General features: G+C 65.1%; 24 protein-coding genes. 9 read left to right on the top strand and 15 right to left on the bottom strand.

Going from position 1 to position 24,828, the window contains the following annotated elements; translation table 11 throughout:
• Positions 1-166: 166 nt before the first annotated feature.
• Genes ASE89_RS10485 through ASE89_RS10495 form a run of 3 tightly spaced genes read right to left on the bottom strand, consistent with a single transcriptional unit; the run spans position 167 to position 3,113 of the window.
• Entirely contained in the window at positions 167-1,642 is a 1,476-nt protein-coding gene (locus ASE89_RS10485) for a deoxyribodipyrimidine photo-lyase (protein WP_236701706.1), read from the bottom strand.
• Positions 1,639-2,139, bottom strand: coding sequence for a DUF427 domain-containing protein (locus tag ASE89_RS10490; RefSeq protein WP_056677193.1), 501 nt, complete (start codon positions 2,137-2,139; stop codon positions 1,639-1,641). The genes ASE89_RS10485 and ASE89_RS10490 overlap by 4 nt, the downstream gene beginning before the upstream one ends.
• On the bottom strand, positions 2,136-3,113 hold the full coding sequence (locus ASE89_RS10495) for an SDR family oxidoreductase (protein WP_056677197.1): 978 nt from the start codon (positions 3,111-3,113) through the stop codon (positions 2,136-2,138). The genes ASE89_RS10490 and ASE89_RS10495 overlap by 4 nt, the downstream gene beginning before the upstream one ends.
• Before the next feature lie 111 nt (positions 3,114-3,224).
• Between ASE89_RS10495 and ASE89_RS20960 the strand changes: the two genes are divergently transcribed.
• Positions 3,225-5,351, top strand: coding sequence for an alpha/beta fold hydrolase (locus tag ASE89_RS20960; RefSeq protein ID WP_236701707.1), 2,127 nt, complete (start codon positions 3,225-3,227; stop codon positions 5,349-5,351).
• A gap of 146 nt (positions 5,352-5,497) precedes the next feature.
• The gene (gene mgrA / locus ASE89_RS10505) at positions 5,498-6,574 is read left to right on the top strand and encodes an L-glyceraldehyde 3-phosphate reductase (RefSeq protein WP_056677201.1); all 1,077 of its coding nucleotides are present in this window, start codon (positions 5,498-5,500) and stop codon (positions 6,572-6,574) included.
• Positions 6,575-6,855: 281 nt separating this feature from the next.
• On the opposite strand, the gene ASE89_RS10510 is transcribed toward mgrA, so the two are convergent.
• Genes ASE89_RS10510 through ASE89_RS10530 form a run of 5 tightly spaced genes read right to left on the bottom strand, consistent with a single transcriptional unit; the run spans position 6,856 to position 11,331 of the window.
• Positions 6,856-7,959: a YybH family protein gene (locus ASE89_RS10510; protein ID WP_056677204.1), complete on the bottom strand. Its 1,104-nt coding sequence runs from the start codon at positions 7,957-7,959 to the stop codon at positions 6,856-6,858.
• Between the two features lie 18 nt (positions 7,960-7,977).
• The gene (locus tag ASE89_RS10515; RefSeq protein ID WP_056677211.1) at positions 7,978-8,832 is read right to left on the bottom strand and encodes an alpha/beta hydrolase; all 855 of its coding nucleotides are present in this window, start codon (positions 8,830-8,832) and stop codon (positions 7,978-7,980) included.
• A complete protein-coding gene (locus ASE89_RS10520; RefSeq protein ID WP_168427631.1) occupies positions 8,829-9,473 on the bottom strand; it encodes a DUF6265 family protein in 645 nt (214 codons plus the stop codon). The genes ASE89_RS10515 and ASE89_RS10520 overlap by 4 nt, the downstream gene beginning before the upstream one ends.
• Positions 9,474-9,514: 41 nt before the next feature.
• A complete protein-coding gene (locus tag ASE89_RS10525; protein WP_056677216.1) occupies positions 9,515-10,270 on the bottom strand; it encodes a LytR/AlgR family response regulator transcription factor in 756 nt (251 codons plus the stop codon).
• Positions 10,267-11,331: a sensor histidine kinase gene (locus ASE89_RS10530; RefSeq protein ID WP_056677218.1), complete on the bottom strand. Its 1,065-nt coding sequence runs from the start codon at positions 11,329-11,331 to the stop codon at positions 10,267-10,269. Before ASE89_RS10530 ends, ASE89_RS10525 begins: the two co-directional genes overlap by 4 nt.
• Positions 11,332-11,537: 206 nt before the next feature.
• On the opposite strand from ASE89_RS10530, the gene ASE89_RS10535 reads away from it, so the two are divergent.
• From ASE89_RS10535 to ASE89_RS10545, 3 genes are all read left to right on the top strand, one after another.
• The gene (locus ASE89_RS10535) at positions 11,538-11,780 is read left to right on the top strand and encodes a hypothetical protein (RefSeq protein ID WP_056677222.1); all 243 of its coding nucleotides are present in this window, start codon (positions 11,538-11,540) and stop codon (positions 11,778-11,780) included.
• A 57-nt stretch (positions 11,781-11,837) separates the two neighbouring features.
• Positions 11,838-12,665, top strand: a complete 828-nt coding sequence (locus ASE89_RS10540) for an alpha/beta fold hydrolase (protein WP_056677225.1) — start codon at positions 11,838-11,840, stop codon at positions 12,663-12,665.
• Positions 12,666-12,737: 72 nt separating this feature from the next.
• A complete protein-coding gene (locus ASE89_RS10545; RefSeq protein ID WP_056677227.1) occupies positions 12,738-13,328 on the top strand; it encodes an NADPH-dependent FMN reductase in 591 nt (196 codons plus the stop codon).
• A gap of 51 nt (positions 13,329-13,379) precedes the next feature.
• On the opposite strand, the gene ASE89_RS10550 is transcribed toward ASE89_RS10545, so the two are convergent.
• The gene (locus tag ASE89_RS10550; RefSeq protein ID WP_056677231.1) at positions 13,380-14,963 is read right to left on the bottom strand and encodes a Na+/H+ antiporter; all 1,584 of its coding nucleotides are present in this window, start codon (positions 14,961-14,963) and stop codon (positions 13,380-13,382) included.
• Positions 14,964-15,134: 171 nt separating this feature from the next.
• Here ASE89_RS10550 and ASE89_RS10555 point away from each other — a divergent pair, with 171 nt between their 5' ends.
• A complete protein-coding gene (locus ASE89_RS10555; RefSeq protein ID WP_056677234.1) occupies positions 15,135-16,757 on the top strand; it encodes an FAD-dependent oxidoreductase in 1,623 nt (540 codons plus the stop codon).
• Between the two features lie 153 nt (positions 16,758-16,910).
• On the opposite strand, the gene ASE89_RS10560 is transcribed toward ASE89_RS10555, so the two are convergent.
• Positions 16,911-17,924 (bottom strand): zinc-dependent alcohol dehydrogenase family protein, encoded by a 1,014-nt coding sequence (locus ASE89_RS10560; protein WP_056677326.1) that lies wholly within the window; start codon positions 17,922-17,924, stop codon positions 16,911-16,913.
• Positions 17,925-17,976: 52 nt separating this feature from the next.
• Positions 17,977-19,179 carry an MFS transporter gene (locus tag ASE89_RS10565; RefSeq protein ID WP_236701708.1) on the bottom strand — a complete coding sequence of 401 codons (1,203 nt, stop codon included), beginning with the start codon at positions 19,177-19,179 and terminating at the stop codon, positions 17,977-17,979.
• A 160-nt stretch (positions 19,180-19,339) separates the two neighbouring features.
• On the opposite strand from ASE89_RS10565, the gene ASE89_RS10570 reads away from it, so the two are divergent.
• From ASE89_RS10570 to ASE89_RS21560, 3 genes are all read left to right on the top strand, one after another.
• Positions 19,340-19,912 (top strand): TetR/AcrR family transcriptional regulator, encoded by a 573-nt coding sequence (locus tag ASE89_RS10570; protein ID WP_236701709.1) that lies wholly within the window; start codon positions 19,340-19,342, stop codon positions 19,910-19,912.
• Positions 19,913-20,101: 189 nt separating this feature from the next.
• Positions 20,102-20,320 carry a hypothetical protein gene (locus ASE89_RS10575; RefSeq protein WP_056677240.1) on the top strand — a complete coding sequence of 73 codons (219 nt, stop codon included), beginning with the start codon at positions 20,102-20,104 and terminating at the stop codon, positions 20,318-20,320.
• Positions 20,321-20,438: 118 nt separating this feature from the next.
• Positions 20,439-20,918, top strand: coding sequence for an NAD-binding protein (locus ASE89_RS21560; protein WP_082451396.1), 480 nt, complete (start codon positions 20,439-20,441; stop codon positions 20,916-20,918).
• 194 nt (positions 20,919-21,112) lie between these two features.
• Here the strand turns inward: ASE89_RS21560 and ASE89_RS10585 are convergent, their stop codons facing one another.
• From ASE89_RS10585 to ASE89_RS10600, 4 genes are all read right to left on the bottom strand, one after another.
• A complete protein-coding gene (locus ASE89_RS10585; protein WP_082451397.1) occupies positions 21,113-21,616 on the bottom strand; it encodes a TIGR02594 family protein in 504 nt (167 codons plus the stop codon).
• 61 nt (positions 21,617-21,677) lie between these two features.
• A complete protein-coding gene (locus tag ASE89_RS10590; RefSeq protein WP_082451398.1) occupies positions 21,678-22,238 on the bottom strand; it encodes a GDSL-type esterase/lipase family protein in 561 nt (186 codons plus the stop codon).
• 354 nt (positions 22,239-22,592) lie between these two features.
• Entirely contained in the window at positions 22,593-23,729 is a 1,137-nt protein-coding gene (locus ASE89_RS10595) for a hypothetical protein (RefSeq protein ID WP_056677251.1), read from the bottom strand.
• Positions 23,730-24,325: 596 nt separating this feature from the next.
• Positions 24,326-24,580 carry a hypothetical protein gene (locus ASE89_RS10600; RefSeq protein ID WP_156363415.1) on the bottom strand — a complete coding sequence of 85 codons (255 nt, stop codon included), beginning with the start codon at positions 24,578-24,580 and terminating at the stop codon, positions 24,326-24,328.
• Positions 24,581-24,828: the final 248 nt, after the last annotated feature.

Genomic DNA, 24,828 nt, shown 5'->3' on the forward strand with positions numbered 1-24,828 from the left:
TTGGAGCCGGGATCCGCAATCGGAATGGACGGGTGAAGCAGCAAATCATTGGCATTCTTAATACGGGCGCGGTGGTGACGCATGGGAAGCTATGACAGAGAGGCCGGGAATGCAGGCGATTGTTCGGCCGCATCTGCAGATCAAAGCCCCCCTGTCGCACGACCGCTCAGATAGTCGGCTCGCCGGTGAGATACGGATCGACCGGCACCTCCGCCGGAACCGATACCCGCGGCACCGCCCTTGACGCTGCCGCAGCGAGCCATTCGTCGCCGCCGTCCCTGCGCCGGGTGGAGCCGTCACCGCGTGTCGAGACGCGCCCGTAGATCGGTCGCTCGCGGTCCGATGGTGAGCCCGCGAACGTCGCGGCGATGTTGCCGTAGGTCGACGGGTCGCGACCGTCGAGGCTGAGCCGGTCGTTGAGATAGCAGGCTGTGGACCATGCCGCTTCCGGGCTGGGCGTCATCGCGATGATGCGTTTGCCCCAGTACATCCGCAGATTGTTGTGCATCCAGCCGTCGACCAGGAACTGCTTCTGGCAGGCGTTCCAGGTCTCGTCGCGCGTTTCGCCGTGAAGCATCGCGCTCAACGTCTCCAGCTCGGGTCGGGGATCGGCGGCATGCTCTGCGAGCGTGTCGACTGCCCAGCCGGCGATGCGGTCGTAGCGCTCCGGCGCGGCAAGAGCCCGCGCCTGGTAGTGGAACCACTCGCGCCATCCGAGGAGCTCGTCGGCGAACTTTGCCTTGTGCTTGCTGCCTGCATCAGCCGCGGAGACCGCGGCCATCACCTCGCGCGGGCCCAGCACGCCAAAGTGCAGATAGGGCGACAATCCGCTGGCGCCGTCCGCGCGCGTGGCGTCGTTGCGCGCTGCGGCATAGCCGGGCAGCACCTCGGTCAGCAGCCGCCGCAGCCGTTCCTCTGCCGCACCCCGCCCGGCCGGGTGCATGTCGCTGACCGGCACCGTATGATCGATCGCGAGACTGGTCACCAGCGCGTCGAGATCGCATGTGTTCAACCTGTCCGGCGTGAAGGGCAGAGTCCCGGCGTAAGCGGGCTGTTCCGGCACCGACGCCTTCGTCTCGGCCCAGTTGAGGCGCTCCGGTTCGTGGCGTCGCAGAAAGCCCGACCGTCCACGGACGTCGTCGCCAAGAACGGCCGGGGGCACCAGACAAGCAGCCTCGACCGCGTAGACCGGTGCGGCGGCGCGGGCAGCGACCCTATCGGACTGCCAGCGGGCGACGAAGGTCGGCTGGTCCTCCAGCACAATCGCCGCCGCATCGGCGCCAAGCCGGTGCACGAGACCCTTTTCACGGTGCCCAGCCCGATCGACGTGGTGAACGCAGGCCAGACCACGCTTCGTGCACCCGGTACCAAGGTCGCGGCTCGCCGCCAGGATAAAGTGATGCAGCCGGTCGGAGGCATAGGGATAATCCTCGCGCACGCCGTGGTACACCAGGACCGGCACGCCGAGCGCGTTGCCGAGCAGAATGCTCGCGTCAATCACCGGATTGTCGCGTGCCCGCAGCGCCTGTTGCAGCCAGCACAGGACGTATCGGCCGCTAGCGTTCACCGCGCGGTCGTTCAGCGCCCGCACGCGCGGCGCTTCTCGCCAGTCGTGAAGACCGGCAGGCAGAACGGCCGTCACCATCCCATGCTGCCCGGTATGCCTTTGAACGGCCCCACAAGGTCTGACGTGATCCAGCCGCCGTAAAATCCGCCGGGCTGCGGGACCACCTGCTCGCCGTCCACCGTGCATGTATCGAGCGGACCGGCGTAGAAAGCGACATGGTCGCGCAATACCGCAAAGGCCGGCGTCGGCTCCGGATAGCTCCACGCCACGTCGCGCAGCACTTCGGCTCCGATCGTCAGGTGCCAGTAGACTGCGTAGCCCTTCCACTCGCAGAACGAGCGTCGCTCCGAACGGCGAAGCAGGCCGGGGCTCAGGTCGTCGGGCGGCAGGTACCAGCTGGGCGGGTGACTGGTCTCCAGCGTGCGGACAGCCCGGCGCGTATCGGCGACGAGGACGCCGCGATGCTCGATGCGGATCCATCGCTCGCTCGCTTCGGCAACGGCCGGGCGGGGAAAGCGCCACACGCTCTCCTTGCCGGGCGCGAGTGAAGGATCGCGGTCGTTCTCGCTCACCGGCGACGACCGAGCCAGATGCCGATACCCGCAACGCCGAGCACCGCGATACCGGACGTCGCAGCCGCGACCTTGCGCCTTCGGTCCGGATCGTGCCGGCCGCCATCCGGACCGACTGCGACGCCGGGCTCGAACAATACCCCGTCGCTGTCGGCCGCGTCGGGTGCGCGGGCTGACCAGGTGTCGAGGAAGCCGTTCAGGATCGCCGCCAGCAGGTTCGGCGCTGCGAACTCCCCCAGCTTGAAGGCGATCGCCGGCGCGCCGATTGCGGTGAAATTGCGGGGTCGCGTGGCGAGCCCCACGACGGCCTTCGCAACCGTCTCGGGTGCGAGCGAACCCGGCGGCAACGCGAGCCGTGCGCCCGTATAGTTGCCGGCGTGGTCGACGCCAGGCGTGTCGACGAAGGTCGGACAGACGTCGCATATATGGATGTGCGGGCGCTTCGACACCTCGCCGCGGAGTGCCGCACTGAACCCGCGCAACCCGAACTTGCTCGCCGAATAAGCCGCCGCATACGGCGTCGCGACGAAGCCGCCGGCCGAGATCATGTTGACCCAGGTGCCGCGATCCTGCGCGAGGAAGATCGGCAGCACCGCGTGCACGTCATTCATGTGAGCAACGAGGTTCACGTCGACGACGCGCGCATGGTCTGCGATCGGCACGTCCTCGTACCGGCCGAGCACGCCAACCCCCTCGCAGCTGAACCACAGGTCGATGCCACCGAGCAGGTCGCGAGCCTCGGCGGCGAATGTCGCCACCGCTGCTGCATCCGTACAGTCGACGGGCCGGACGATCGCGTTGCCGCCCGCCGCGGCACAGCGGCTAGCGACGTCGTCCAGCCCTTCCCTGCCGCGGGCACCCAGAACAACCCGTGCGCCCGCCGCCGCGAAGGCCACCGCCGTCGCAGCGCCGATACCGCTCGATGCACCGGTGATCACCACCCGGTGTCCCGCCAGTGGGTGGTCCGCGCTCATTGGACCATGCTCGGGGGGCTTGGCCGCACAGGGTCGGCGGGAGAACGCTGTCGCGTCGGAGGGGCTGGCCTGTCATCATGCATAGCCCCTCAACGTTTCTAAGGCGCTGCGGTGTCCCACGAGCGCCGCAGAACCTATCTTACCGTATCCGACTCGAGCTTCGAACGGTGCTCTCACTACGGAATGCCGGACGATTTTGAACGCGACGAAGGTGCGTGCGTTGGTGTTGCTCGAGACGGGGCGCGCGCCCTTGGAACGCAAGGACACGAGATGGCAAAGCCCTTTACGATTGCAGTACCCGACGAGCGGCTCGCCGGCATCAACGCCAAGGTCGCATCGTTCGACTGGGGCGCGCTGCCGGACGCCGGAAGCTGGACGTCAGGGGTCGGGCTTGCGGATCTCAAGCGGCTCGTGGACCATTGGCGCATGCGGTTCGACTGGCGCGCGCAGGAACGTCGGCTGAATGCTCTACCCCAGTTCACGACGGAGGTGCTGGGCGAAAAGCTTCATTTCATCCATGCGCGGGGCGATGGGTCGCGCGCACCCCTGCTCCTGCTGCATGGATGGCCGGGCTCGTTCATGGAATTCGAGGCGCTCATCGCGCCATTGGTCGCCGACGGCCATGACGTCGTCGTGCCCTCGCTTCCGGGCTACGCCTTTTCCGGGCGCCCTGCCGCGCCGATCGGACCGCGCCGAACAGGCGAGTTGATGCACGGTCTTATGACCGAGCTTTTCGGTGATGCGCGATATCTGGTGCAAGGTGGTGACTGGGGCGCGGCGATCGGGAGCTGGATGGCGCACGATCATCCCGAAGCCGTGGCCGCGCTGCATCTCAACATGGTTCTCCTTCAGGCGGCGGACGTATCGCCGAAGACGCCCGACGAACTCGCTTGGGCGGCCCGACGTGCCACGCTGGCGAAAGAGGAAACCGGCTACGCACAGGAGCAAGGCACGCGTCCGCAGACGCTCGGCATTGCCATGTCGGACAGTCCCGTCGGCGTTGCCGCCTGGATTCTGGAAAAGTTCGGTGCTTGGGCGGACGTTCCGCGTGATGAACAGGGTAGGCCCGATCTCTGGCAGGCGTTCGACGAAGATACGCTTCTCACCAACATCATGCTGTACCTCGTCGAGGGGTCCTTCATCACGTCCACCTGGATGTATCGCGGCCGCATGCTGGAGGGTTCGGGCGAACTTCCGGCAGGCAGCCGTATCAAGGTGCCGACCGGCGTCGCAGCTTTCCCCGATCCCGTCTTCCCGCCGCCCCCGCGCTCGCAGGCACGCAAGACCTACAACATCGTCCACTGGAGCGAGATGGAGGCCGGCGGCCATTTCGCAGCGCTCGAACAGCCCGGGCTCCTACTGGCGGATATGCGACGCTTCTTTGCCGACCAGGCGTCCTCGAAGGGGCGCAGACGGCGTCGGATCGCCGGCGCGGCGGGTGTCGTCGGCGTTGCCGCCCTTGGATTTTGGACGCTGGCGGACAGTCATCGACGCCCGGACGATACCCAAGCCCGGCATCGCGCGACCTACCCGCCACTGGATGTCCCGAAAGTCTTTGCCGAGGGTATCTGGATCGTCGACAGCGGACCAATAAACGCGATGGGGATAGCGCTGCCCGTGCGCATGACGATCGTCCGCCTCGAAAACGGCGATCTGCTGCTGCATTCGCCGACCCCCTATTCGGCCGAGCTGGCCAAGGCGGTCGAAGCGCTGGGCCGGGTACGGCATCTCGTTGCCCCCAACATCGCGCACTGGACCTACATTGCCGATTGGCAACGGGCCTACCCGGATGCGACCACCTGGGCTGCGCCAGGACTGCGGGACCGGGCACAGGTCCGTGCATCGTCGGTGCGGTTCGATGCCGAACTCGGTGGCACGGCCCCGGCGGAATGGTCGGACACGCTTGATCAAGGGATGGTGCCGGCAGGGGCTGGCTTCAACGAGATTTGGTTCTTCCACCGGCAGACCAGGACGCTCGTGCTCGTCGACCTCATCGAAAACCTCGATCCTGACAAGCTGCCGCCTGTCACGCGGCTATTGATGCAGGCCTCCGCTGCCACGGACGGCACGACCGCACGGTACCTTCGGCTACCGGTACGGCTAGGCGGCGCGGACGCTCGAAAGGCGGTGCGAGCGATCGTGGCGCTCGAGCCTGACCGGGTGATCTTCGCTCATGGTCGGCCGTTCGACACCAATGGTGCGGCACGACTGAAGCGTGCTTTCGAATGGCTGATCTAGGCCAGCGTTAGCGCAGCTTGAGCGCGTAACTGCAGCGCTGCATCGCGCACCTGCCCAACGCGATCGAGGCAGTTCAGAAGAGTGATGCACGCTGCGCCGAAACGGTTTGCGCGTTGCGCATCGAAGACGTTCACAAGGAGTCACCAATGTCGTTTCCCCGTCCGTACGTCGCGTCCCCGCTCCGGTATGACAGCGGCATGCCCTATCGACGCACCGGCCGAAGCGGGCTGAGGCTCCCGGCAATCAGCCTGGGGCTGTGGCAGAACTTCGGCGGACAAGATGTGTTCGAGACGGGGCGAGCCATCCTGCGGCGGGCATTCGATCGTGGCGTGACCCACTTCGATCTCGCCAACAATTACGGCCCGCCCTATGGCTCGGCCGAAGAGAATTTCGGTCGCGTCCTCGCCTCCGATTTCGCGGCCCATCGCGACGAACTCATCATCTCGACCAAGGCGGGTTGGGACATGTGGCCCGGACCGTATGGCGATGTCGGTTCATCCAAAAAATACCTGATTGCGAGTTGCGACCAGAGCCTCAAGCGGATGGGCCTCGACTATGTCGACATTTTCTATTCGCACCGGGTGGATGCCGCGACGCCGCTCGAGGAGACGATGGGCGCGCTGGTGCAGCTCCATCGACAGGGCAAGGCACTGTATGTCGGCATCTCCTCCTACGAGCCGGGGCTTACGCGCCGTGCGGCCGAGATCCTGGCCGCGGAAAAGGTGCCGCTGTTCATCCACCAGCCCAGCTATTCGATCCTGAACCGGTGGATCGAGCGGGACCTGCTGGCGACGCTGGGGGAGCTGGGCGTCGGCTGCATTGCCTTCTCACCCTTGGCGCAGGGCATGCTGACGAACAAATACCTCCAGGGCGTCCCGCAGGATGCGCGAGCAACCCGTGACGGGTCGCTGTCGCAGGCCTTGCTCTCGGATCAGAACCTTGCTGCCATCCGTACCCTGAACGATATCGCAGGTGAGCGCGGACAAACCCTGGCCCAGATGGCGATCGCGTGGGTCTTGCGCGACCCGCGCGTCACGTCGGCGCTGATCGGCGCCCGAACGGTCGACCAGCTCGACGATTCCCTGGACTCACTAAAGACGCTCGACTTCTCCGCCGACGAACTTACCGCGATCGACAGCGCGGCCGACGATGGCGGCGTCAATCTCTGGTCGGGATCATCTGACATCACTGCACTGCCGGCAGCACAAGGAGTGCCCGCCTGAATAACGGTCAGGACGACCGCCTGCAGGACATTCCAGGCGGCGTTTGCGCGTCCAACCTTCGGACATCCGTTCACGCCCGCTTACGTTCGCCGACAGCGGCGCAGAATTGTTAGAATACGCGATGCCGTGCTCTCTTTGAGCAAACCACGTTTATTGAGCCTTGCCCCGTCGTGATCTGAGCGCCTCGCTAGGCTTGTAAATGCCCGCCTCTAACGAAGACCTCCGATGTCAGCCTGATAGCGGAATGCCTGCCGCCAATCCGGACCAAGCGGGGCGCCGCCTCAACGGGCCGGGACGACATAGTCGTGTGTTCCGATTTGGCGATGCAGCTTGAGCGAGCCGCCAGCCTGACGCTGCCACAACCGGATGCCCCCGCCCTTCACGGTGCCCGACTGGCCCCCCGCGGTCCAATCGACGCGGAATTTGGGATATTCGATTACCCACTCACCGTGATTTTTGAATGCCAGGGTCCAGACCCGCACGTCGCGGAAGGTCGCGCCGCTTCCCGCTGCAGTATAGGCGGTCAGATAGGGGCGGATCTCGGCCATGCCGCGTTTGGGCGTATCGGCGAAGGGCATGAAGATGGCGTCGTCGGTATAATCCACGAGCTTCGCCTCGACATCCTTGGTCCGCACGGCTTCGGCGTCGCGGTCGTTATGCGCCCGTAGGAATTCGCCCACGGACCGATCGCCTGCGGCTAGCGGGATGGGCGAGGACGACGGCTCCGGGATCGCGGTGAAGAAGCCCGCGGGATCGGCCAGCGGACGGAAATAGCCCCAGGTGTCGGCCTTGAGCCTGAGGCTGCCGTCGCGCTCGACGGCCCACACATGCGCGTATTTTCCCCGCTCCTCATCGATGCGGTCGGACCAGCGGATCGTGAAGGTTCCGATCTCGACCAGTGTGTTGCCGAGGTCGAAGACTTCGCTCGCGACCGGCACATAATTGGTCACCTGCCGCCGTTCGCGCATCGCGCGGTGATAGGCGCCAATCTGGCGGGTGCCCTGCAGCACGGGTTGATATTCGGGCATGCTCAACGCGTCGGCGCGGTAAAGCGCGGCGCGCGCATCGGCATCGTCGGCGAGTATCGTTTCGCGCAGCTTTCCATGCGCGGCGTTGACGCGTTCGGTCGGCGTCGCGGGAGGCCCGAACAACAGGTGTCGCGCGAAGAAGGGCAGCACATCGGTATAGAAGCGCCCCTGCTCGCCCCAGTGCCGGTCGCGAAAGCCGCCGCCATGCTCCTCGGCCTCATGCGGCACGCCATATTCGGCGAGGAGATTGGAAAAGGCCTGCGCGCCATAGACATGATCGACCAGCGTGTCCTGACGCCCCCAGTCGAACTTGAAGCCCCGCAGCGATTTGAGATTGTCGGCATAAGCGGGGAGCAAGGCCGTCAGCGCGAATCCCTATTTGAAACGCGCCGTACGGTCGCTGTCCACTACGATGCGCCCGTCGACACGCCGCGCCGGTGGATCGAAGAACAGCGGCGGTCGGTTCGGGTTCGGCGCAAAGGCCTGATAGATCGACGTGAAGATCAGCGAGAAGCCGTCGTCCCGCAGATCGTCGAGCGATGTCGCGCGCGCCATGCGTTCGAAGTTCGGGCGGCTGTGCGTCGGCTGGATATTGGGGCCGCTCGCCACCGGCTGCATGCCATAGACCGCGCCGAACATTTCGGGATGGCGCATGCCGAAGCGGATCGCGCCATACGCCCCCGGACCGTCCCCCGCGATCCCGCGCGAATCCCGGGTGGCGAGCGTCGCGCCATACGCCCCCGGACCGTCCCCCGCGATCCCGCGCGAATCCCGGGTGGCGAGCGTGCGGTAGGTGGCATCGATGTGCGGCACCAGCTCGCGCACCATGAAATCCTCCCAATTGCCCGTCGCCGGCGAATTCACGTACCATGAACTGCCCGCGGGGGTCGTGAAGTCGGCGGTCACGACGATGACGTCGCCGATCAGACCCTGCCCTATCGCCTTGTCCAGCAACGCCTTTGCGCCGTGGCTGGCGAAGGGTTCGCGGTGATCTTCGAAGAAATAGTTGAGGAAGTAGAGGACGGGAAATCGCTTGCCTGCCTCGGCGTAGCGCGGCGGCAGATAGACCGTGAGGTTGCGAACGGGCGAGATGCCGATCTTGCTGCCGGCGAAGCTGATCGATTGCAGCTTGCCGACAACGAGCCGGCCCTGCGGCTGCGCCATCGCCGGAGCGACGAACAGCGCCAGCAAGCAACAGGCAACCGCGTAAAGCTTGCACAGCGCGCTCATGACGGTGCTCCATCGCTTTGCCGCGTGGGGCCTGATGTACGTCGGAAGGGAATCACGAGTGTCTCGCGTTCCTGGCCCTCCGAGCGATTGAGGAAATAGACCGTGAAGCTATCCGGCCCGGTTCGCGAGAAAGTCGCGCCGTCGAAGTAGAAGCTGGTCGAATCGCGATCGACCAGCGGACGGTCGATATAAGCCGCCTGCGCTTCCCAACCGGCGAGTTCCGGAGTGAAGTGCTTGACCCGAAGCGTCAGCGAATTGCCGATCTCGGCGAACACGCCGATCTCGTAAAAGGCCAGGTTCTGGGGAGCGAGCGCGCGGACGAAGCCCGGAAGCTGCCCAAAGCGAGGACTGAGAAGCACATGCTCGACCGGGCCATCGGGCATGTCGCCGATCCAGTGGCCCTCGATCCACGCCATGTCGGCGATCGTCGCACGCGGGGACTGGCGGCCTTCGGCGTGAAGCTTGATCATGGCCCGGGGGTTGGCGAGTTGCGCCGTTGAAGGGCTTGCGTGGAACAGGATCGCCAGTGCGAATACCGCCGTCGGAAACCTGAAAAGTACATATGCCCTGTGCTGCAAACCCATGCCCACCCCCTGTTTTGGTTGAGCGGCATACGGGCCCGGAACGGGGTTTGCCGGCAATGAATTTTCGCCGGGCGGGTCCGGCGGATCGCCAAGCGGGATCAGCGGGTAAGGTAGACGTCGATCGGTTCGCGATATCGCCGGCTGAACCGGAGCTCCGCGCCGCCCGCCAGCCGCACCACGCCGTCGCCATGGGTGCCGAGCCGGACTTCGACCAACCGGTCGAGCCGGACGATCGCGGCGCGATGGATGCGCGCGAACGCAGCCTGGGGCAGCCGCGCCTCGAGCGACGTCAATGATTCGTGGATCAGCAAGCTGCGTCCGCCGGCATGGACTTCGGCATAGTCGCCGGCCGCACTGATCCAGTCGATCTCGTCGAGCCGAACCAGTTGCGTCGCGCGATCGCCGCGCGCGACTAGCCGGCCCTGCCCGCCGAGCAGCGATCGCATCCCGTCGTGCTGGCCGTCGCGCTGGCCGTCGCGCTGGCCGTCGCCCGTGCCGATCTGTCGCCGCACCCGCTCGATCACGCGAACAAAGCGCTGGTCGTCGAACGGCTTGAGCAGATAGTCGAGCGCCTCCGACTCGAACGCGCGCACCGCATAGGCGTCAAACGCCGTCACGAAAACGGTGAGCGGCATCGCGTCCACCCCGACCGCCTCGATCACGCCGAAGCCGTCCATCTCGGGCATCTGGACGTCGAGGAACACAAGATCGGGCCGCAGCGTGCCGATTGCCGCCACTGCTTCCGCCCCGTGCCCCGCTTCGCCGACCACTTCGAAATCGCCGAACCCGGCCAGCGACTGGCGCACCGCCCGGCGTGCCAGCGGCTCGTCGTCGATGATCAGGGTCCGGATCACCGCGGCACCAGGATGATGACGCGGAAGCCCTCGCCCGGCGCCGTGTCGATCTCAAGCGACTGGCGCTCGCCATGGAGCTGGCGCAACCGCAGCCGTGCGTTGCCGAGCCCGACGCCCTCGCGGATCGCGCCCGCGCCCTTGCCGTCGTCGGCGATGCTGATCCGCAGCATGTCACCCGCGGGCTTCGCCTCGATCGTCAGCGTGCCACCTTCGATCAACGGCGCAATCCCGTGGCGCACCGCGTTCTCGACCAGCGGCTGCAGCAGCAGTGCCGGCACCTGGACGGTCTCCAACCCGGGCGCGATGGCGCGGACGATCCGCAGTCGCTCACCCAACCGGGCTTCCTCGATCGCCAGATAGGTGTCGGTAAAGTCGAGTTCATCGGCAAGCGCGCTGTGCTGCGACCTGCGCTGATCGATCGACAGCCGCAGCAGATCGCCCAGCCGCGCGATCAGCCGCTGGGCGACGATCGGATCGTCGGGCACCAGCGCGGAAATGGCGTTGAGCGTGTTGAACAGGAAGTGCGGCTGCAACTGCGCGCGCAGCGCCGCGGTTTCCGCCTCTGCGAGCTGCGCCTCCAGCCGCGCCGCCGCGACTTCGCGATCGCGCATCGTCCGATAGGCGCGCGCGCCGAGCACGATCGCGACGAGCAGCGCGTAGATCATCAGATGGACGTGGATGCTGGTCGCCAGCTTCGTGATCAGCAGCGCATTGCTCCACGGCGCCCAGGGCGCGCGGACATAGATCATCGCGTTCACCGCGCTGTAGAGCACCGCATGCAGCACCGCGAAGAGCAGCCCGAAGGCCAGATGGATGACCAGCAGCCTGCCCAGCCGCCGCTCGTCTGCGAACGCTCGCGCCACGCTCACAACCCCGGGCGTCAGTGCTGCCCAGGCCGAATACCAGATCAGCCCATTGACCAATGCCTGCCCCAGCGCGAGCTTTGGCCCACCCGCGAAACCCGCGGCATAGGTCTGGAACGCCGTCACCACCGCGATCGCCAGCCACGCGGCCCAAATGCCCAGATAGCGAAGGACGCCTTGGCGATACGCTGCGGTCATGGCCAATCATGCACATTCGCCCGACATTGAACAGCTGCCCGGCGGGGACGAGGCCTGGACGGATGAATAGATTAGAACTGCTCAACTGCGATAAATGCAGTTCCGATACAGATCGTCCGCTTCACCCCGCATGATCGGTTCGCAGCCGCCGACGTCTGCGTGCTCCCCAAATTCGCGACCGACGAATTCTGCCTCGCCAACCTCTATTGCATCGGTGTCGCGATGCGCGCGAGGCGGCGCATTCCGACGCGGTGCAGGCCCTGCCGAAGGCAATCGCCGAATATCCGGTCGGCGCCGACCAGCGTAGCGACTTGATACCGGCGATCGGGTCGATCAAGGTCAACTTCACCCGTCTCGATCGGCGAGAGGTCCCCGCCGTTGCCGACGAGGCCGTACCGCGTATGACCGCTATCAAGGGTAGAGAGATCGTCCTCGTCGACGCCGCCTGATTGTCACCTTCACTCTGTAGCGTGCCGCGTACCCGACCAAGCCCGAGGAGACATCGAATGCCGTTCGTCACCACCGTCGACAAGACCGAAATCTTCTACAAGGACTGGGGCAACACGGATGCACCGGTCGTAATGTTCCACCACGGCTGGCCGCTCAGCTCGGATGACTGGGACGCGCAGATGATGTTCTTCGTCCAGAAGGGCTATCGTGTCATCGCGCATGACCGCCGCGGGCATGGCCGTTCGACCCAGTCGGCGGGCGGTCACGACATGGACACCTATGTCGCGGATGTCATCGCGCTGACCGATGCGCTGGATCTGCACGATGCCGTTCATGTCGGCCATTCGACCGGCGGTGGCGAGGTCGCCCGCTATGTCGCGCGCGCCAAGCCCGGGCGGGTCAAAAAGGCCGTGCTGGTCAGTGCGGTCGCACCGATCATGGTCAAGACCGATGCCAACCCGGACGGCGTGCCGATGGACGTATTCGACATGGTGCGCGAGCAGACGGCCACGAACCGTTCGCAATTCTACTACGACTTCACGCTTCCCTTCTTCGGGTACAACCGCGACGGCGCCGAGGTGAAGGAGGCGGTGCGGCTCAACTGGTGGCGCCAGGGCATGATGGGCTCGGCGCTCGCCCATACGCTCGGCGTCAAGGCCTTCTCCGAGACCGACTTCACCGACGATCTCAAGGCGATCGACGTACCGACGCTGGTCCTGCACGGCGAGGACGACCAGGTGGTTCCTTTCGCCACCACCGGCAAGATGTCGGCCGACATCGTGAAGGACGCCAAGCTCATCTCCTACCCCGGCTTTCCCCACGGCATGCCGGTTACCAACGCCGATCGGATCAACGCCGATCTGCTCGCCTTCATCGAAGGCTGATCCATGGTAGAAGCACGGAGCGATGGCGCGCTCCGTGCTTCTGCGCGACACGCTTAACGAGGAATTGCCGCGATGCCCGATCGGGTTCTGATCTTCTACGGCTCCTATCGTTCCGACCGGCAAGGCATCCGCCTCGCCGAGTGGCTCGTCCGCGCCTTTGCCGAACGCGGTGCATCGGCCGAGCTCATCGACGCCAGGGCGGTCGACCTTCCCATGCTCGACCGCATGTACAAGGAACATCCCACCGGCGAGGCACCGCCGGCGCTGGAGGCACTCGCCGAAAAGATCAGGACGGCCGACGCCTTCGTCTTCGTGGCCGGCGAATATAATTGGGGCGTGCAGCCCGGGCTCAAGAACCTCACCGACCATTTCTTGGAGGAATGGTACTGGCGGCCGGCGGCGATCGTCAGCTATTCGGCCGGACGTTTCGCCGGTGCGCGTGCCGGCCTCGCATGGCACGGCATCCTGTCCGAAATGGGCATGGTGGTGGTGTCCAGTACGATCGCGGTGGGTGGGATCGGCCATGCCTTCGATGCGACCGGAGAACCGGCGGGCGACGGTGGCGCCGCCCTCACCCGCGCCTTCCCGCGCTTCGCCGACGATCTCGGCTGGTGGACGCAGGCCGCCCGCTCCCAGCGCGAGCGGCGTGATCCGCCCTATTGATCCGGCCGACGTCCGCGCCTCTACATCGCGGCTCCGGTCAACCGAGTTCGTTCATCCCTTCGCTGCCGTTGCGGCAAGTTCCTCGAGGTCGAGATCATGTTCGAGGTCGTGGAGCGTCTCGTCATCGATACGACCGGCACGGTGCAGGCGAACCAGCTCGGCGCGGCCGGCCGCGACCGCGGCGATGATGACGTCGAAATGGCTCGCGATCGCCACGTTGCGCTCCTCCACCGTCCCGTCGAAAGCATCCGCTGCGGTTGCACGGGTCCGGTAGCGCCTTAGGAGCTGCGGGTGGATGACCGTGCCGTCGACCGCCACCGCCTCGCGCTCGACAAGCGCCAACTGCGCCTGGAACAGCATCATCTCGGCGGCGTGCAGATCGAGCGGCGGTCGCGCGCTGCCGTCGTCATAGGGCTTCAGGGTCCGGATGACCCAGCCGAGCGAGGTGCCCTGCACCAGGACGGTAACGAGGATCACGACAAAGGCGGTGACGAGCATCAGATCCCGCGCCGGCATCGCCTCGGGCAGCGAGAGCGCGACCGCGAGCGTCACCACGCCGCGCATCCCGGCCCAGCTCATCACCACCGCCGCCCGCGTTCCGAGCGGTTGCTGTCGCGTCCACCCGATGCGGCGACCGGTGGCGACGCCGGCATCGACCGCGAAGATCCACAGGAACCGCGCGGCGACGACCGCCAGGACGATGAGCAGCACGGGCCGCGCCATCGTGTCTATGACGATGTCGAGCCCGCCGACCCGGTCCAGCAGTCCCCGCAAGGACAGGCCGATGAGCAGGAACACGGTGGCTTCGAGGAGGAACACCAGCACCTGCCAGAATGCCATCGCCCGGATGCGCACGCGGGCGGTGAAGACGACATGCTGATACCAGCCGCAGACAAGGCCCGCAGTGACGACGGCAATGACGCCGGACACGTGCAGCAGTTCGCCCGCGATATAGGCGCTCCAGCAGACCAGCACGGTCGCTGCGATCATCAGCGTATCATCGCCGAGCCGGCGGAGCAGAACTACCCAGAGCCCGCCGATCGCCGCGCCGACCGCGATGCCGCCCGCCACGAGCACGAAAAACGTTCCGGTCGCCGCCCCCAGATGGAAGCTGCCGGTCAGCACCGCTGCCACCGCGAAACGGAACAGCACCAGACCCGCGGCATCGTTGAGCAGGCTTTCGCCCTCGAGCAGCGTGGTCAGTCTGCGCGGGAGCGTCACCCGTTGCAACACGGCGCGGGCGGATACCGCGTCGGGCGGCGACAGGATCGCGCCCAGCGCGACGCAGGCGGCCCAGGGCAGTTCCGGCATCAGCAGCCTGGTCACGACCGCCACAACCGCCGTGGTGAAGAAGACGGCGCCAACCGCCAGCGAAAGAATGCCGGCCATGTGCCGCCGGAACGGCGCAACCGCGGTGAACCACGCGCCGTCCATCAGCAGGGGTGGGAGAAACAGGACAAGGACCAGCTCCGGATCGATCGCGATCCCTTGCACGCCGGGCACGAAGGCGACGGCGCATCCGCCGACGATCAGCGCGGCTGCTGGTGGCAGCGACAGACGCCGGGCCAGATAGTGAAGCCCCAGCACCACCAGGAACATCAGGATGATCAGCTCGAAGTTTGCCGCTGGATGCACAGAGCCGCCCCTTTTCCTGCCCGCCCGGTGGTCCTGCAAGCTGTCCCGAACGGCGTCAATGCGATCGGGCAGCGTATCGGGTCGCGCCCGCATTCGGCCTGGGCCGTTCCCGGGCGATTGCCGTCGTCGCGTTCGCCGGGCTAGTGTCGAGGGGGATAGGGGACAGCGCTCATGGAAACGATCGGTCGTGACCTGCGGGAAATGCAGCGGGTTCCGCTGCAACCTGCGCATATTGCCGCGATCCGGGCGGCAGGGACGCGCAAACACTATCCCAAGGGAATGATGCTCGCCGAGATCGGCGCGCCGGCCGACCGCTTCGTGTATGTCGAAGAGGGGGAGATCGAGGTCGTCAACCCGTTCACGGGCGATCGGCTGGTGCCGTCGACGCTGGGGCCCACCCAGTTCATGAGCGAGATCTCGCTGCTGTCCGGCGGCACATGGTCGTTACCAATGCGCGCAGCGAGCGACACGACCGTCGTCGAAGTCCCGCGATCCGCGATGCTTCACCTGATGGCGGCGATACCGGAGATGTCGGACATTGTCATCACGGTGCTGGCCGCGCGCCGTCGGCGGCAGCTGGATGCCGGCGACGGCATGCTGGTTCTGGTTGGCGAGGAGGAGGACAGAGCCGTCAGAGGTGTGGCCGAGTTCGCTGCGCGCAATCGCCTGCCCTACCGCTCCTACCCGCTCGGCAGCGCTGAGGCCGCGCATGTCGCCAGCAGTTGCGGAACCACGCCGCTGGAGCCCGTCGTCGTGTTCGGCCGCGACGTGGTGGTGAGCGATCCGACGCCGGAAAAGGTGGCACGGCTGCTCGGACTTGATCAGGACGTTCCCGAAGACGAGGCCTTCGACGTGCTCATCGTCGGGGCTGGCCCCGCCGGCGTGTCGGCTGGCGTCTATGCGGGAGCCGAAGGGTTGCGCGCGCTGGTAGTCGACGAGACCGCGATCGGCGGCCAGGCCGGCACGTCCAGCCGGATCGAGAATTATATGGGCTTTCCTACCGGCATTTCCGGCGCCGATCTCGTGTGGCGCGGCGAGGTGCAGGCGATGAAATTCGGCACACGCTTCGTCATGCCCCGGCGGATCGAGTCGCTGGACCAGCTCGACAATGGCGCCTTCTGTGCGACCTTCCCCAATGGTCGGCGCGTTCTCGCCGCCTCTGTCGTGGTTGCCACCGGTGTCCAGTACAGACGCCTGCCGATCGCGCGCCTCGCCGAGTTCGAGGGCACGGGCATCTATTATGCAGCGACCGAGAATGAGGCCCGCTTCTGCCGGGATACGGAGGTGTTGGTCATCGGCGGCGGCAATTCGGCCGGGCAGGCGGCGATGTTCCTCAGCCGTACGGCGCGCCACGTTCGCCTGCTGGTGCGCGGCGATACCCTGGCCTCGTCCATGTCCAGCTATCTGTCGAGCAGGCTCGAGGCAGACCCCGCGATCACCATCGAATACGGCACCCATGCCGTCGAACTTCATGGCGGGGACAATCTGGAGGCAGTGACGATCCGCAACGAAGACGGCGACCGCACCGTGGCAAGCTGCGCCGTCTTCGTGATGGTCGGCGCCGCACCCAATACGGGCTGGCTCTCCGAACTGGTCGCTCTCGACGACAAGGGCTTCGTGCTCACCGGCGAAGCGGCTGGCGCGTTATCGCCTTTCGCCACGTCCTGCGCGGGAATCTATGCCGTCGGGGACGTGCGCGCCGGATCGGTGAAACGCGTCGCGTCCTCGGTAGGAGAGGGATCGGTCGTCATCTCCAATGTGTGGGAGCATGTGCGCGGCTTGGATCGCGCCTGATCGGAATCCGCCCTCGCGGTTCTGACGGACGGTCGGTCATTTAAAAAAGCGCTCCAAGCTGTCCAATGCTGGTCATTCATGCCATCCGGATCAACCTCGGCATCACAGGAAACCCGGTGAGAGACGTGCGCAGAGGCAGACGTGCTGCAGTAATCAGAACGTGATCATCACCTTGCCCAGATGCCCTGCCGCGGCGAAATAGCGGACGGCGTCCGGTGCGTCGTCGAAGGCGAACGTCCGGTCGACGACGGTTGTCATCCGGTTCGCCACCATCGCGTCGAGCAGATCGACGAACATCGCGCGGCTGCCGTTGGCGATGCCGCGGATCGTTACGTTCTTCGTGATGAGCGACAGATAGTCGGGGATCGCCGGCCCCTCGCCCGGTGAAACGCCGATGATGATGATCCGCGCATTGATCGCCGCGGCTGCGATCGAGTGCCCCAGCGTGTCGACGCCGCCGGTTTCGATCACGATGTCGGCGCCCTTCCCCTCGGTCTGTGCGATCACCTCGCCCCCCCAATCCGGTGACGTCCGGTAATTGACCGTGATGTCCGCCCCGAGGCTGCGCGCCGTCTCAAGTTTCGCGTCCTGTGACGACGTGATCGCCACGCGTGCGCCACGGGTCTTGGCGATCTTCAGTGCCGCCAGCGCAACGCTACCGGTGCCGAGGCAGAGTACGGTCTCACCCGCCTCGACCCGACAGACCTCGACCAGTGCATTCCAGGCGGTCAGGCCGGCCGAGGCGAGACCTGCGACATCCGCGTCGGCCAGCGCGTCGGGCACCCGGATCAGCGCAGCCGCGGGGAGAACGACCCTTTCGGCAAGCCAGCCGTCATGCGTGATGCCGATATCATGCGCAAAGACGTCCGCCCGGAACGGGCCGTCCAGCCAGGTCGCGAAATGACCGCAGACGACGCGATCGCTGACCGAGACCTCGGTCACGCCTGCACCGATCGCCACCACGTCGCCCACGCCTTCGGACATCGGAATGCGGGTCTCGGGCTGTCGGGCGCCGTAGGTGCCGCGCAGCAGCTGAACGTCGCGGCTGATCAGGCCGACGAGACGCGGCGCTACCAGCGCTTCGCCGGGACCGGCGACCGGCGCGGGCCGGGTCGTGGCGACTAACCCGCTGATGCCGTTCTGGGCACCGATGTGAAAGGCTTTCATCGAAATCTTCTCCTGATGGGCACGCACGATGGGCGCCTTATTCGAAGGCACGTTATTCGAAGGCACGGGGACCAGGCTTGAAGGCATGGCGGCGCGCGCCGGCTGCGAGCGCCAGGGCAAGAAGGGTTGGCACCAGTACGGCCCAGGCGAGCGGTCCTGCTCCCGCATGGTCGAGGATCACCCCGCCGACGATCCCGCCCGTCGCGATCGCGCCGTTCCAGACCGTCGTGAGTATCGCATTGGCGAGGTCGACGCCCTCACCCGCCGCATCGGCGAGCGCGGTCGACAGCTGTGTCGCTGCGCCGCCGAACGACAGTCCCCACAGGATCGTCGCCGCGATCGTCATCGCGGGGGTAGTCGCGAACAGCGCGAAGGCCAGCGAGACGACCGCGAACATCGCGAGGCTGACCAGCACGAGCGGACGCAGCGCGCGATCGATCAGCACGCCCGTCACCCAGATCCCGACCAGCGCGGCGAGTCCGAATCCGAGCAGCAACAGATCTAGCCTCTGCCGCACGCCCGACAAGGCGGCGACCGGCGCGATGTAGGTGTAGAGGATGTTGTGCCCGGTGATCCACGCAAACAGCGTGATCAGGACGGGACGAACGCCCGGCGTGCGGAACACGCTGGCGATCGACAGCCGCTGTTCGGCAGGCTGGCCGGCAAAGTCCGGCACGCGCCACAACACCCAGCCGATCAGGACGAGGGTGGTGATCGACATCAGTCCGAACGCCATGCGCCAGCCCAGCGTCGTGCCCAGCATCGCCCCCAAGGGGACGCCGATCGACAGCGCCAGCGGCGTACCGACCATCGCGATCGCGAGCGCCTTGCCGCGCAACGGCGGGGCGACCATCCGCCTGGCATAGCCCGCGATGATTCCCCACCCCAGTCCCGCCGCGACCCCGCCCATGAACCGCGCGACGAGCGTCAGCGCGTACGACGTGGACACCGCGGTCACGCAGTTGAAGACCAGGAAGCCGACGATCGCGACCAGCAGGGTCGGCTTGCGGCGCCACCCTTGCGTGTACAGCGTCAGCGGGATCGCCGCGAGCAGCGACCCGACCGCATAGACTGTGATGGTCTGCCCCGCGAGCGACTCCGATACGCCGAGCCCGGCGGCCATGTGCGGCAACAGCCCGGCAGGGAGCGTTTCGGTGAGGATCGCGGTGAAACCGGTCATTGCCAGCGCCAGCAACGCGGAGATCGGCAACGTCTCGCTCGCGCCATCATCGGTCTGACCGGATCTTGGAATCACGCAACACTCACTTCTGGATCGACTGGTCCACTGCGTTCAACCACATGGCGTGGCTTGTCAACGAGTAATAGATTGATTAGTCCACAATCAGGAGCGGACATATATGGCACGGAGCGGACGACCGCGTGGTTTTGACAGGGCTGCAGCACTGGACAGCGCGATGCATCTGTTCTGGGAACACGGGTATGAGGGCGCGTCGCTGCTCACGCTGCGTCAGGCGATGGGCGACATCTCGTCGGCCAGTTTCTACGCGGCGTTCGGTTCGAAGGAAGCGCTCTACCGCGAAACGCTCGCGCGCTATCTCGCCGTGCATGGCGGCATCGTCGGTGCGCTCGACGACGAGATGCTACCGCCACGCTCACGGCTCGAACAGGCCTTGATCGCGTCGGTTGCGGTGCAGACCGATCCTGCTCATCCGAAGGGGTGCATGATGACGCTGTCAGCAATCGTTTCGTCCGAGGCCGGCGCACCGACCCGGGCGCTGACCCATGCCGAACGCGAGATCACCCGGCAGGCGTTGCAGCGGTGTATCGCCGCCGGAGTCAGCGCCGGCGATCTCGATCCCGCCACGGACGTCGCGGGGCTCACCGCGCTGTACGACGGGCTGGTGCTGGGGATCTCGATCCAGGCGCGGGACGGCGTTCCGACCGAGACGCTGCGGGCCGGCATCGAACACGCGATGTTGGCGTGGGATGCTCAAGGCAGACGGGAGCGTGAGAGCAAACTCCACTAATCTCGCCGAAAAAGAGACCGACTCGCAGGCATTCCGACCACCCTACCCGCTTTCTGACTCCGGGATCCGTCACCTCGCCCTTAAGCTGACTCTAGCGACGTACGTCAGCGTGTCGGGTACCCTCAGGGCACAGAACTTCGTTATAGACCGCGCGACACTCCAGCCCTCAGACGCAAGATGGGAAATCACATGCGATTTGTTCAGATCGAAATACTGCCGCAGGGCAAGGCGCTGGTCGATATCGACAAGCTGACCCATGCAGTGCCCGAAGGGAACGGGTCACGCCTGTTCATCGGGGCGCAGCACCTCGACGTGCCCCATTCATTGGCTGAACTCGAGAACGTGCTGGCTGGTCGTGAGCGGACCGACGATGGCGCAAACAGCACCGCGGGGTTCGGTCGGCGATAGGCCGGCACGACTTTGGAAGATCATATCGTCTGCCCCATCAACCCCGGGCGCGGAGCCACGACGGCGAAAACGGATCGGCAGCCCCTTGGGTCGTTCGTAACTCTGCGTAGACCACGTCATGCGCCGTCCGCCTCGACCCAGTCTTACCCCGAGACTGCGCGGCAAAACGCCGTTTGGCTCCGGCTGCTATGGCGGGTGGGGCGCGGAAGCTGTTGACGAACTCGTCAAGCGTGGTGCGGATCCAAAGACAATCGTGGTAATCGACGATCGGACCGTCGCGCTCTCCGCCACTGAAGCATGGGGCACGACCGTGATGCAAGGCGATGCGACCCGCAATGCCGCGCTGGAGGCAGTTCAGCTCGCCTGTGCGCGTGCCCTGTTCGTTGCTGCGGGATGGGACGGCACATCCGATCCCGATCGTCCTGAACCCCGCAAATTTCGCCGACGTCCTGTTGGCAGGGTCGGACCCACTGCGCGCATATCGCGTCGTATCAACGGATCTCGCCGCTGCCGACGGACAGGTCGTCCTGCACGAACGAGCGCTGACCGCGACGGAGGTGGGAATCGCACTATCGGAAATCCGTGCCGGTCTCGGTAATCGCATCTACCGGAGCGATCAAAGCTTTGGATTTTGGGAGCCAGACACGCTGCGGCTCGAGACGGGGGATCTCATCGTCGAGGCCGTACGGCGCGGTCAGGCCAAACCGACCACTTGAGCGACTGCTTGCCGATACGGTCTGTTACGAAAGGATCAGAATCCAATGTGCGCACTACGAAATCAGCGTATATCCATCAGGCTTCGTCGGTCGAGATCGGCTTTCGTGCCGCCATCTGGACCGGCTTGCCTATTACGGGGCGGCCGGCTGGCCATCGGCGCGCGATACAGCGATCCTTTGCTATCCGGGCTATGGTCACCGCGTCGCCCTGATTGCCGCCAAGGACATGATAGGCCGTCGCGTCTTCGCCGACATAGAAACCGACATGCCCGCCGCCAGGACGCTCGAACACGAGCACAGCTCCCGGCGCCAGACGCTCCGGCCGCAACGACAATCCCCATGTCGACCATGACGTCGCCCGCACCGCAATAGAGACCGGCTCGATACCATCGTCCTGCAGGCAATATGCGACGAACATGCCGCACCACGGGACGCTATCGGCATTGTAGACCATGCCCAGCACCCGCGTTCCAAGCCGCTTTGCCCAACCCAGGATCGTCGCGCTGTTCGCTGATCCCGCAGCTTCCTTCGTGCCGAGCTTCGTGCGCGCCACTCTCAGCCACTTCGGATCCGTCACCATGATCCACCCGCCCCTGGGGCCGAGATACGAACGAGCCTGCGGTTACGCTCAAATGCGGGCATTACAGCATCCTCTCCACGATCGGCAGCATCGCTGCGACCACCGCAGCAATCGCCTTGGCATTGGGATGCACCCGGTCCGCCAGCACCATATCGGCATGTCCCAATACGCCCGGCGGAAAGAACGGCCAGACGGTCGCGCCGTGTTCGGCCGCCAACGCCGCGTGAATGCAGAGATATGCAGCAGCCCGATCACGGATGAACATCGGGGGATCGACGGTCGTCAACAACACGGGAATGCCACAATTGCCCAGGCTCAGCAGGACCTGCTCGAGCTGCGCCCGAGTACGACCCACCGGAACCTGCCGCAGGACATCGTTCGGTCCGACCTGAACGATCGCAAGTGCGGGTCGCTGGTCAAGCGCGGAGAGCATTCGGGGCAAGCGTCGTAGGACATCAGCGGTGGTATCACCCGACACCCCGGCATTCACCACGCGGGCAAAAGGACATGCCCGCCGCAGCGATGCCTGGAGCTGTCCGGGAAAGCTATCGTCGGCGGGCAGGCCGTAACCGGCAATCAGGCTGTCGCCGATTGCGAGTATCAAAGGTCGGTCGAGTGTCATGCGCCGCTGTGAGATAGTTCACCTTCGATGCAATGTAAGGCGTCCGGTCACCATCGCGCCGCTCCTTTGACGCTGGTGCTCCTTCGTCTGCAACGAGATACAGACGGCCGATACGCATTTCGGCGACCATCGAACCATCAGAAGTTCCAGACGACCTTTTGCCAATATCTTCGGCCTGGATGGGGTGATGGCCTAACGCCGGAACGCGATCGTCGGCGCGGATGACGTGGCGTGGTACCTGCAACGTGGCACGGCGAACGATGAATATGCCCGAACTGCCCCGCCAAATGGCCGTCCCCAGCGAAGCAGCTTTTGCATCATCAGCCGCCGCCGGAGCCCGTCTCACATTTGTCGTTATGAGCGGTTCGACGAGCCGGATGTATCTGGCTGCGTCAAGTCGAGCACTTCCAACCTTGCAGCGCCCCCTCGCCTTGCAATCAGGCTCCCTACTGGAACCTGGTACGTACCGCGCAAGGTGAACCGTTCGACACGGTAAACACCCCGATCAGTGCTGCTGGTCGAAAAGCCGGTGTAGCGTCGTTCGGAAACCTGCTTGAGGAGGTACCCTGCCCATCCCGTCGAACGCGAGCCGCGCAAGATTTCGGGTTCGTCCGTCTTGCCGTCGGGTCGGATCCAGAAGCCGATGTCGACCCATTGGATTGGATCGACATCGGACGATCTCGCGGGAAGCGGATTGCGCAAGTCGAACTTGCGCGCTTCGTCTTGCGCAGCCGCCAGTGCCGTAGGTCGATAAGGCGGCGCCCATACCAGCTCAGGGCGGGTCGAGCCATCGCGGCCGATCGCACGCACCAGCTGGTCAATCTGCGCGTTGTCCTTTTGCCCCGCCGCCAAGCGCAACCGGACAACTTGCAGCAGGTTGTGCAGCTTTGGATCCGCCGCGATCGGCCGGGCTTCGGCTTCGGCCATAAGCCTGGCCGCACCGGCCGTGTCGCCTCGTGCGTTGGCCAGTCTGACGCGGCGCAACGTCGCCTGTAGGGCAACCACCGCGTTTCGGTCCGCCAACGCCTGACGCTCCACCGCCTTATACGAAATCTCGGCACTACGCCCCTTGCGCATCGCGAGCCACATATCGCCGGTTGCAAATGCCGCGGCAACGACAGCCGGGTCATTGGCCGGCAGATTGTCGCGCAGCGTGCGAACCTGCTCACCGACCGCGCTCTTGAACGCATCCAGATCACCGTCGTGCAAAGAGACGGTCGCATATGCTTCATACAATGCGGACACCGGTTTCGGGTCCGTCGCAGCGTGACGCTTGTTACGAGATATGGCGCGCATAAGCGTGTGACGCGCCTTGAGATACGCACCATCCCGGAATTGCTGCTCGGCAAAGGCGATCGACGCTTGTGCATCTCGCAATGGCGGACAGCCCTGCTCGACGCAGGCTGCATACGCTTCCGAAAGCTGCCTGCCAGAAATCACGATATCGGGGGTGGCGGCCTGCAGCGACAATGCGAAGAATAAAGCAATCATCACCAGGCCTCCACTTCGAGTCGCACCTTGCACCGCTGCAAGCCTAACCTCGCATCAGCGACTGTATTGCGAAACTTTTATCTTTGCAGCAGCGAATGACTGATCAAGAGAGGAATGCCGACTCTCTCGATAGATTAGCGGCAAACCGGCTGGCCGTTTTCAGCGCGTGGAGTGTTAAATGCGCCACCGCATCCGCCTCTCTATGACTTCAGCGACGCCGCCCTGACGAGGGGCATTCGCCCAACCACGTACTGGGCAGGACGTTGATCGCGGCACGCGGTGGTATTCTGCAGGCGGCTCTCTGGCGTCTTCCTACGGGGATATTACCGCCTTGTTGGGCTCGAGCATTGCGAGAATCTGGTTCTTGCAGATGTTGAGATCGAAGACGACCGTTTGGCGGCTATGATCGTCGCCTGCGGCGGCGGTTGTCAGTTGAAGCCCCGTATATTCGCAAGGTCCCGTCCAATATGTCGATTTTGAATGGGTCGTGTGGTCCCCAACGGAATTGTTGGCCCTCTGGTTGAAGTTGAGGATTTCGTAGCGCCCTGGGTCATGTCGCAATTTTGTCACGACCCGCGGGTCGTACGGAAACTCGTTCACGTGCCGTCGTGATCGACTCGGATCCGCAGGCTTATGATCTTTCGGTCCGAACAATTGACCAGGAGCAAGACCCCCATCTCGTTCTTTTGCTTCGGCGCTAGCAGGGCCAGAAGACCAATGGCGTCATCGGCAATCGAGGGTGCGCGCAGTTCACATATCGATTCCCGCACGCTCCTGACGACGTTGCCGGATTCGAGCGGGTTGGAAGCGACGGCCACCGCCTCGGAAAACATAAGAGTAACGGCAAACATCTTTGTCTCCGTTATTGAGCTGCCGGTTGACATTAGCACTAGTGCTTATCAACAGCCAAGTCCGTTCAGCAGGGATAGTATGTGTTGGGCGGCGAAAAAGTCTTGGCGGTTTCCACTGATCCGGTCTTCCTGAGCAGGAACCCTTTGCCGGACAGCCCGCCCCTTGGCGCTGACATCCGCCGGGTTAGGGTCAGGACCCATTGATGTGAGAGGCGCGATCTGATTCAGGCTCCGTGAGGAGAGCGTGG

Origin of the sequence: Sphingomonas sp. Leaf30 (assembly GCF_001422525.1) — a bacterium.
In the GTDB taxonomy this organism is placed as follows: Bacteria; Pseudomonadota; Alphaproteobacteria; order Sphingomonadales; family Sphingomonadaceae; genus Sphingomonas; species Sphingomonas aerolata.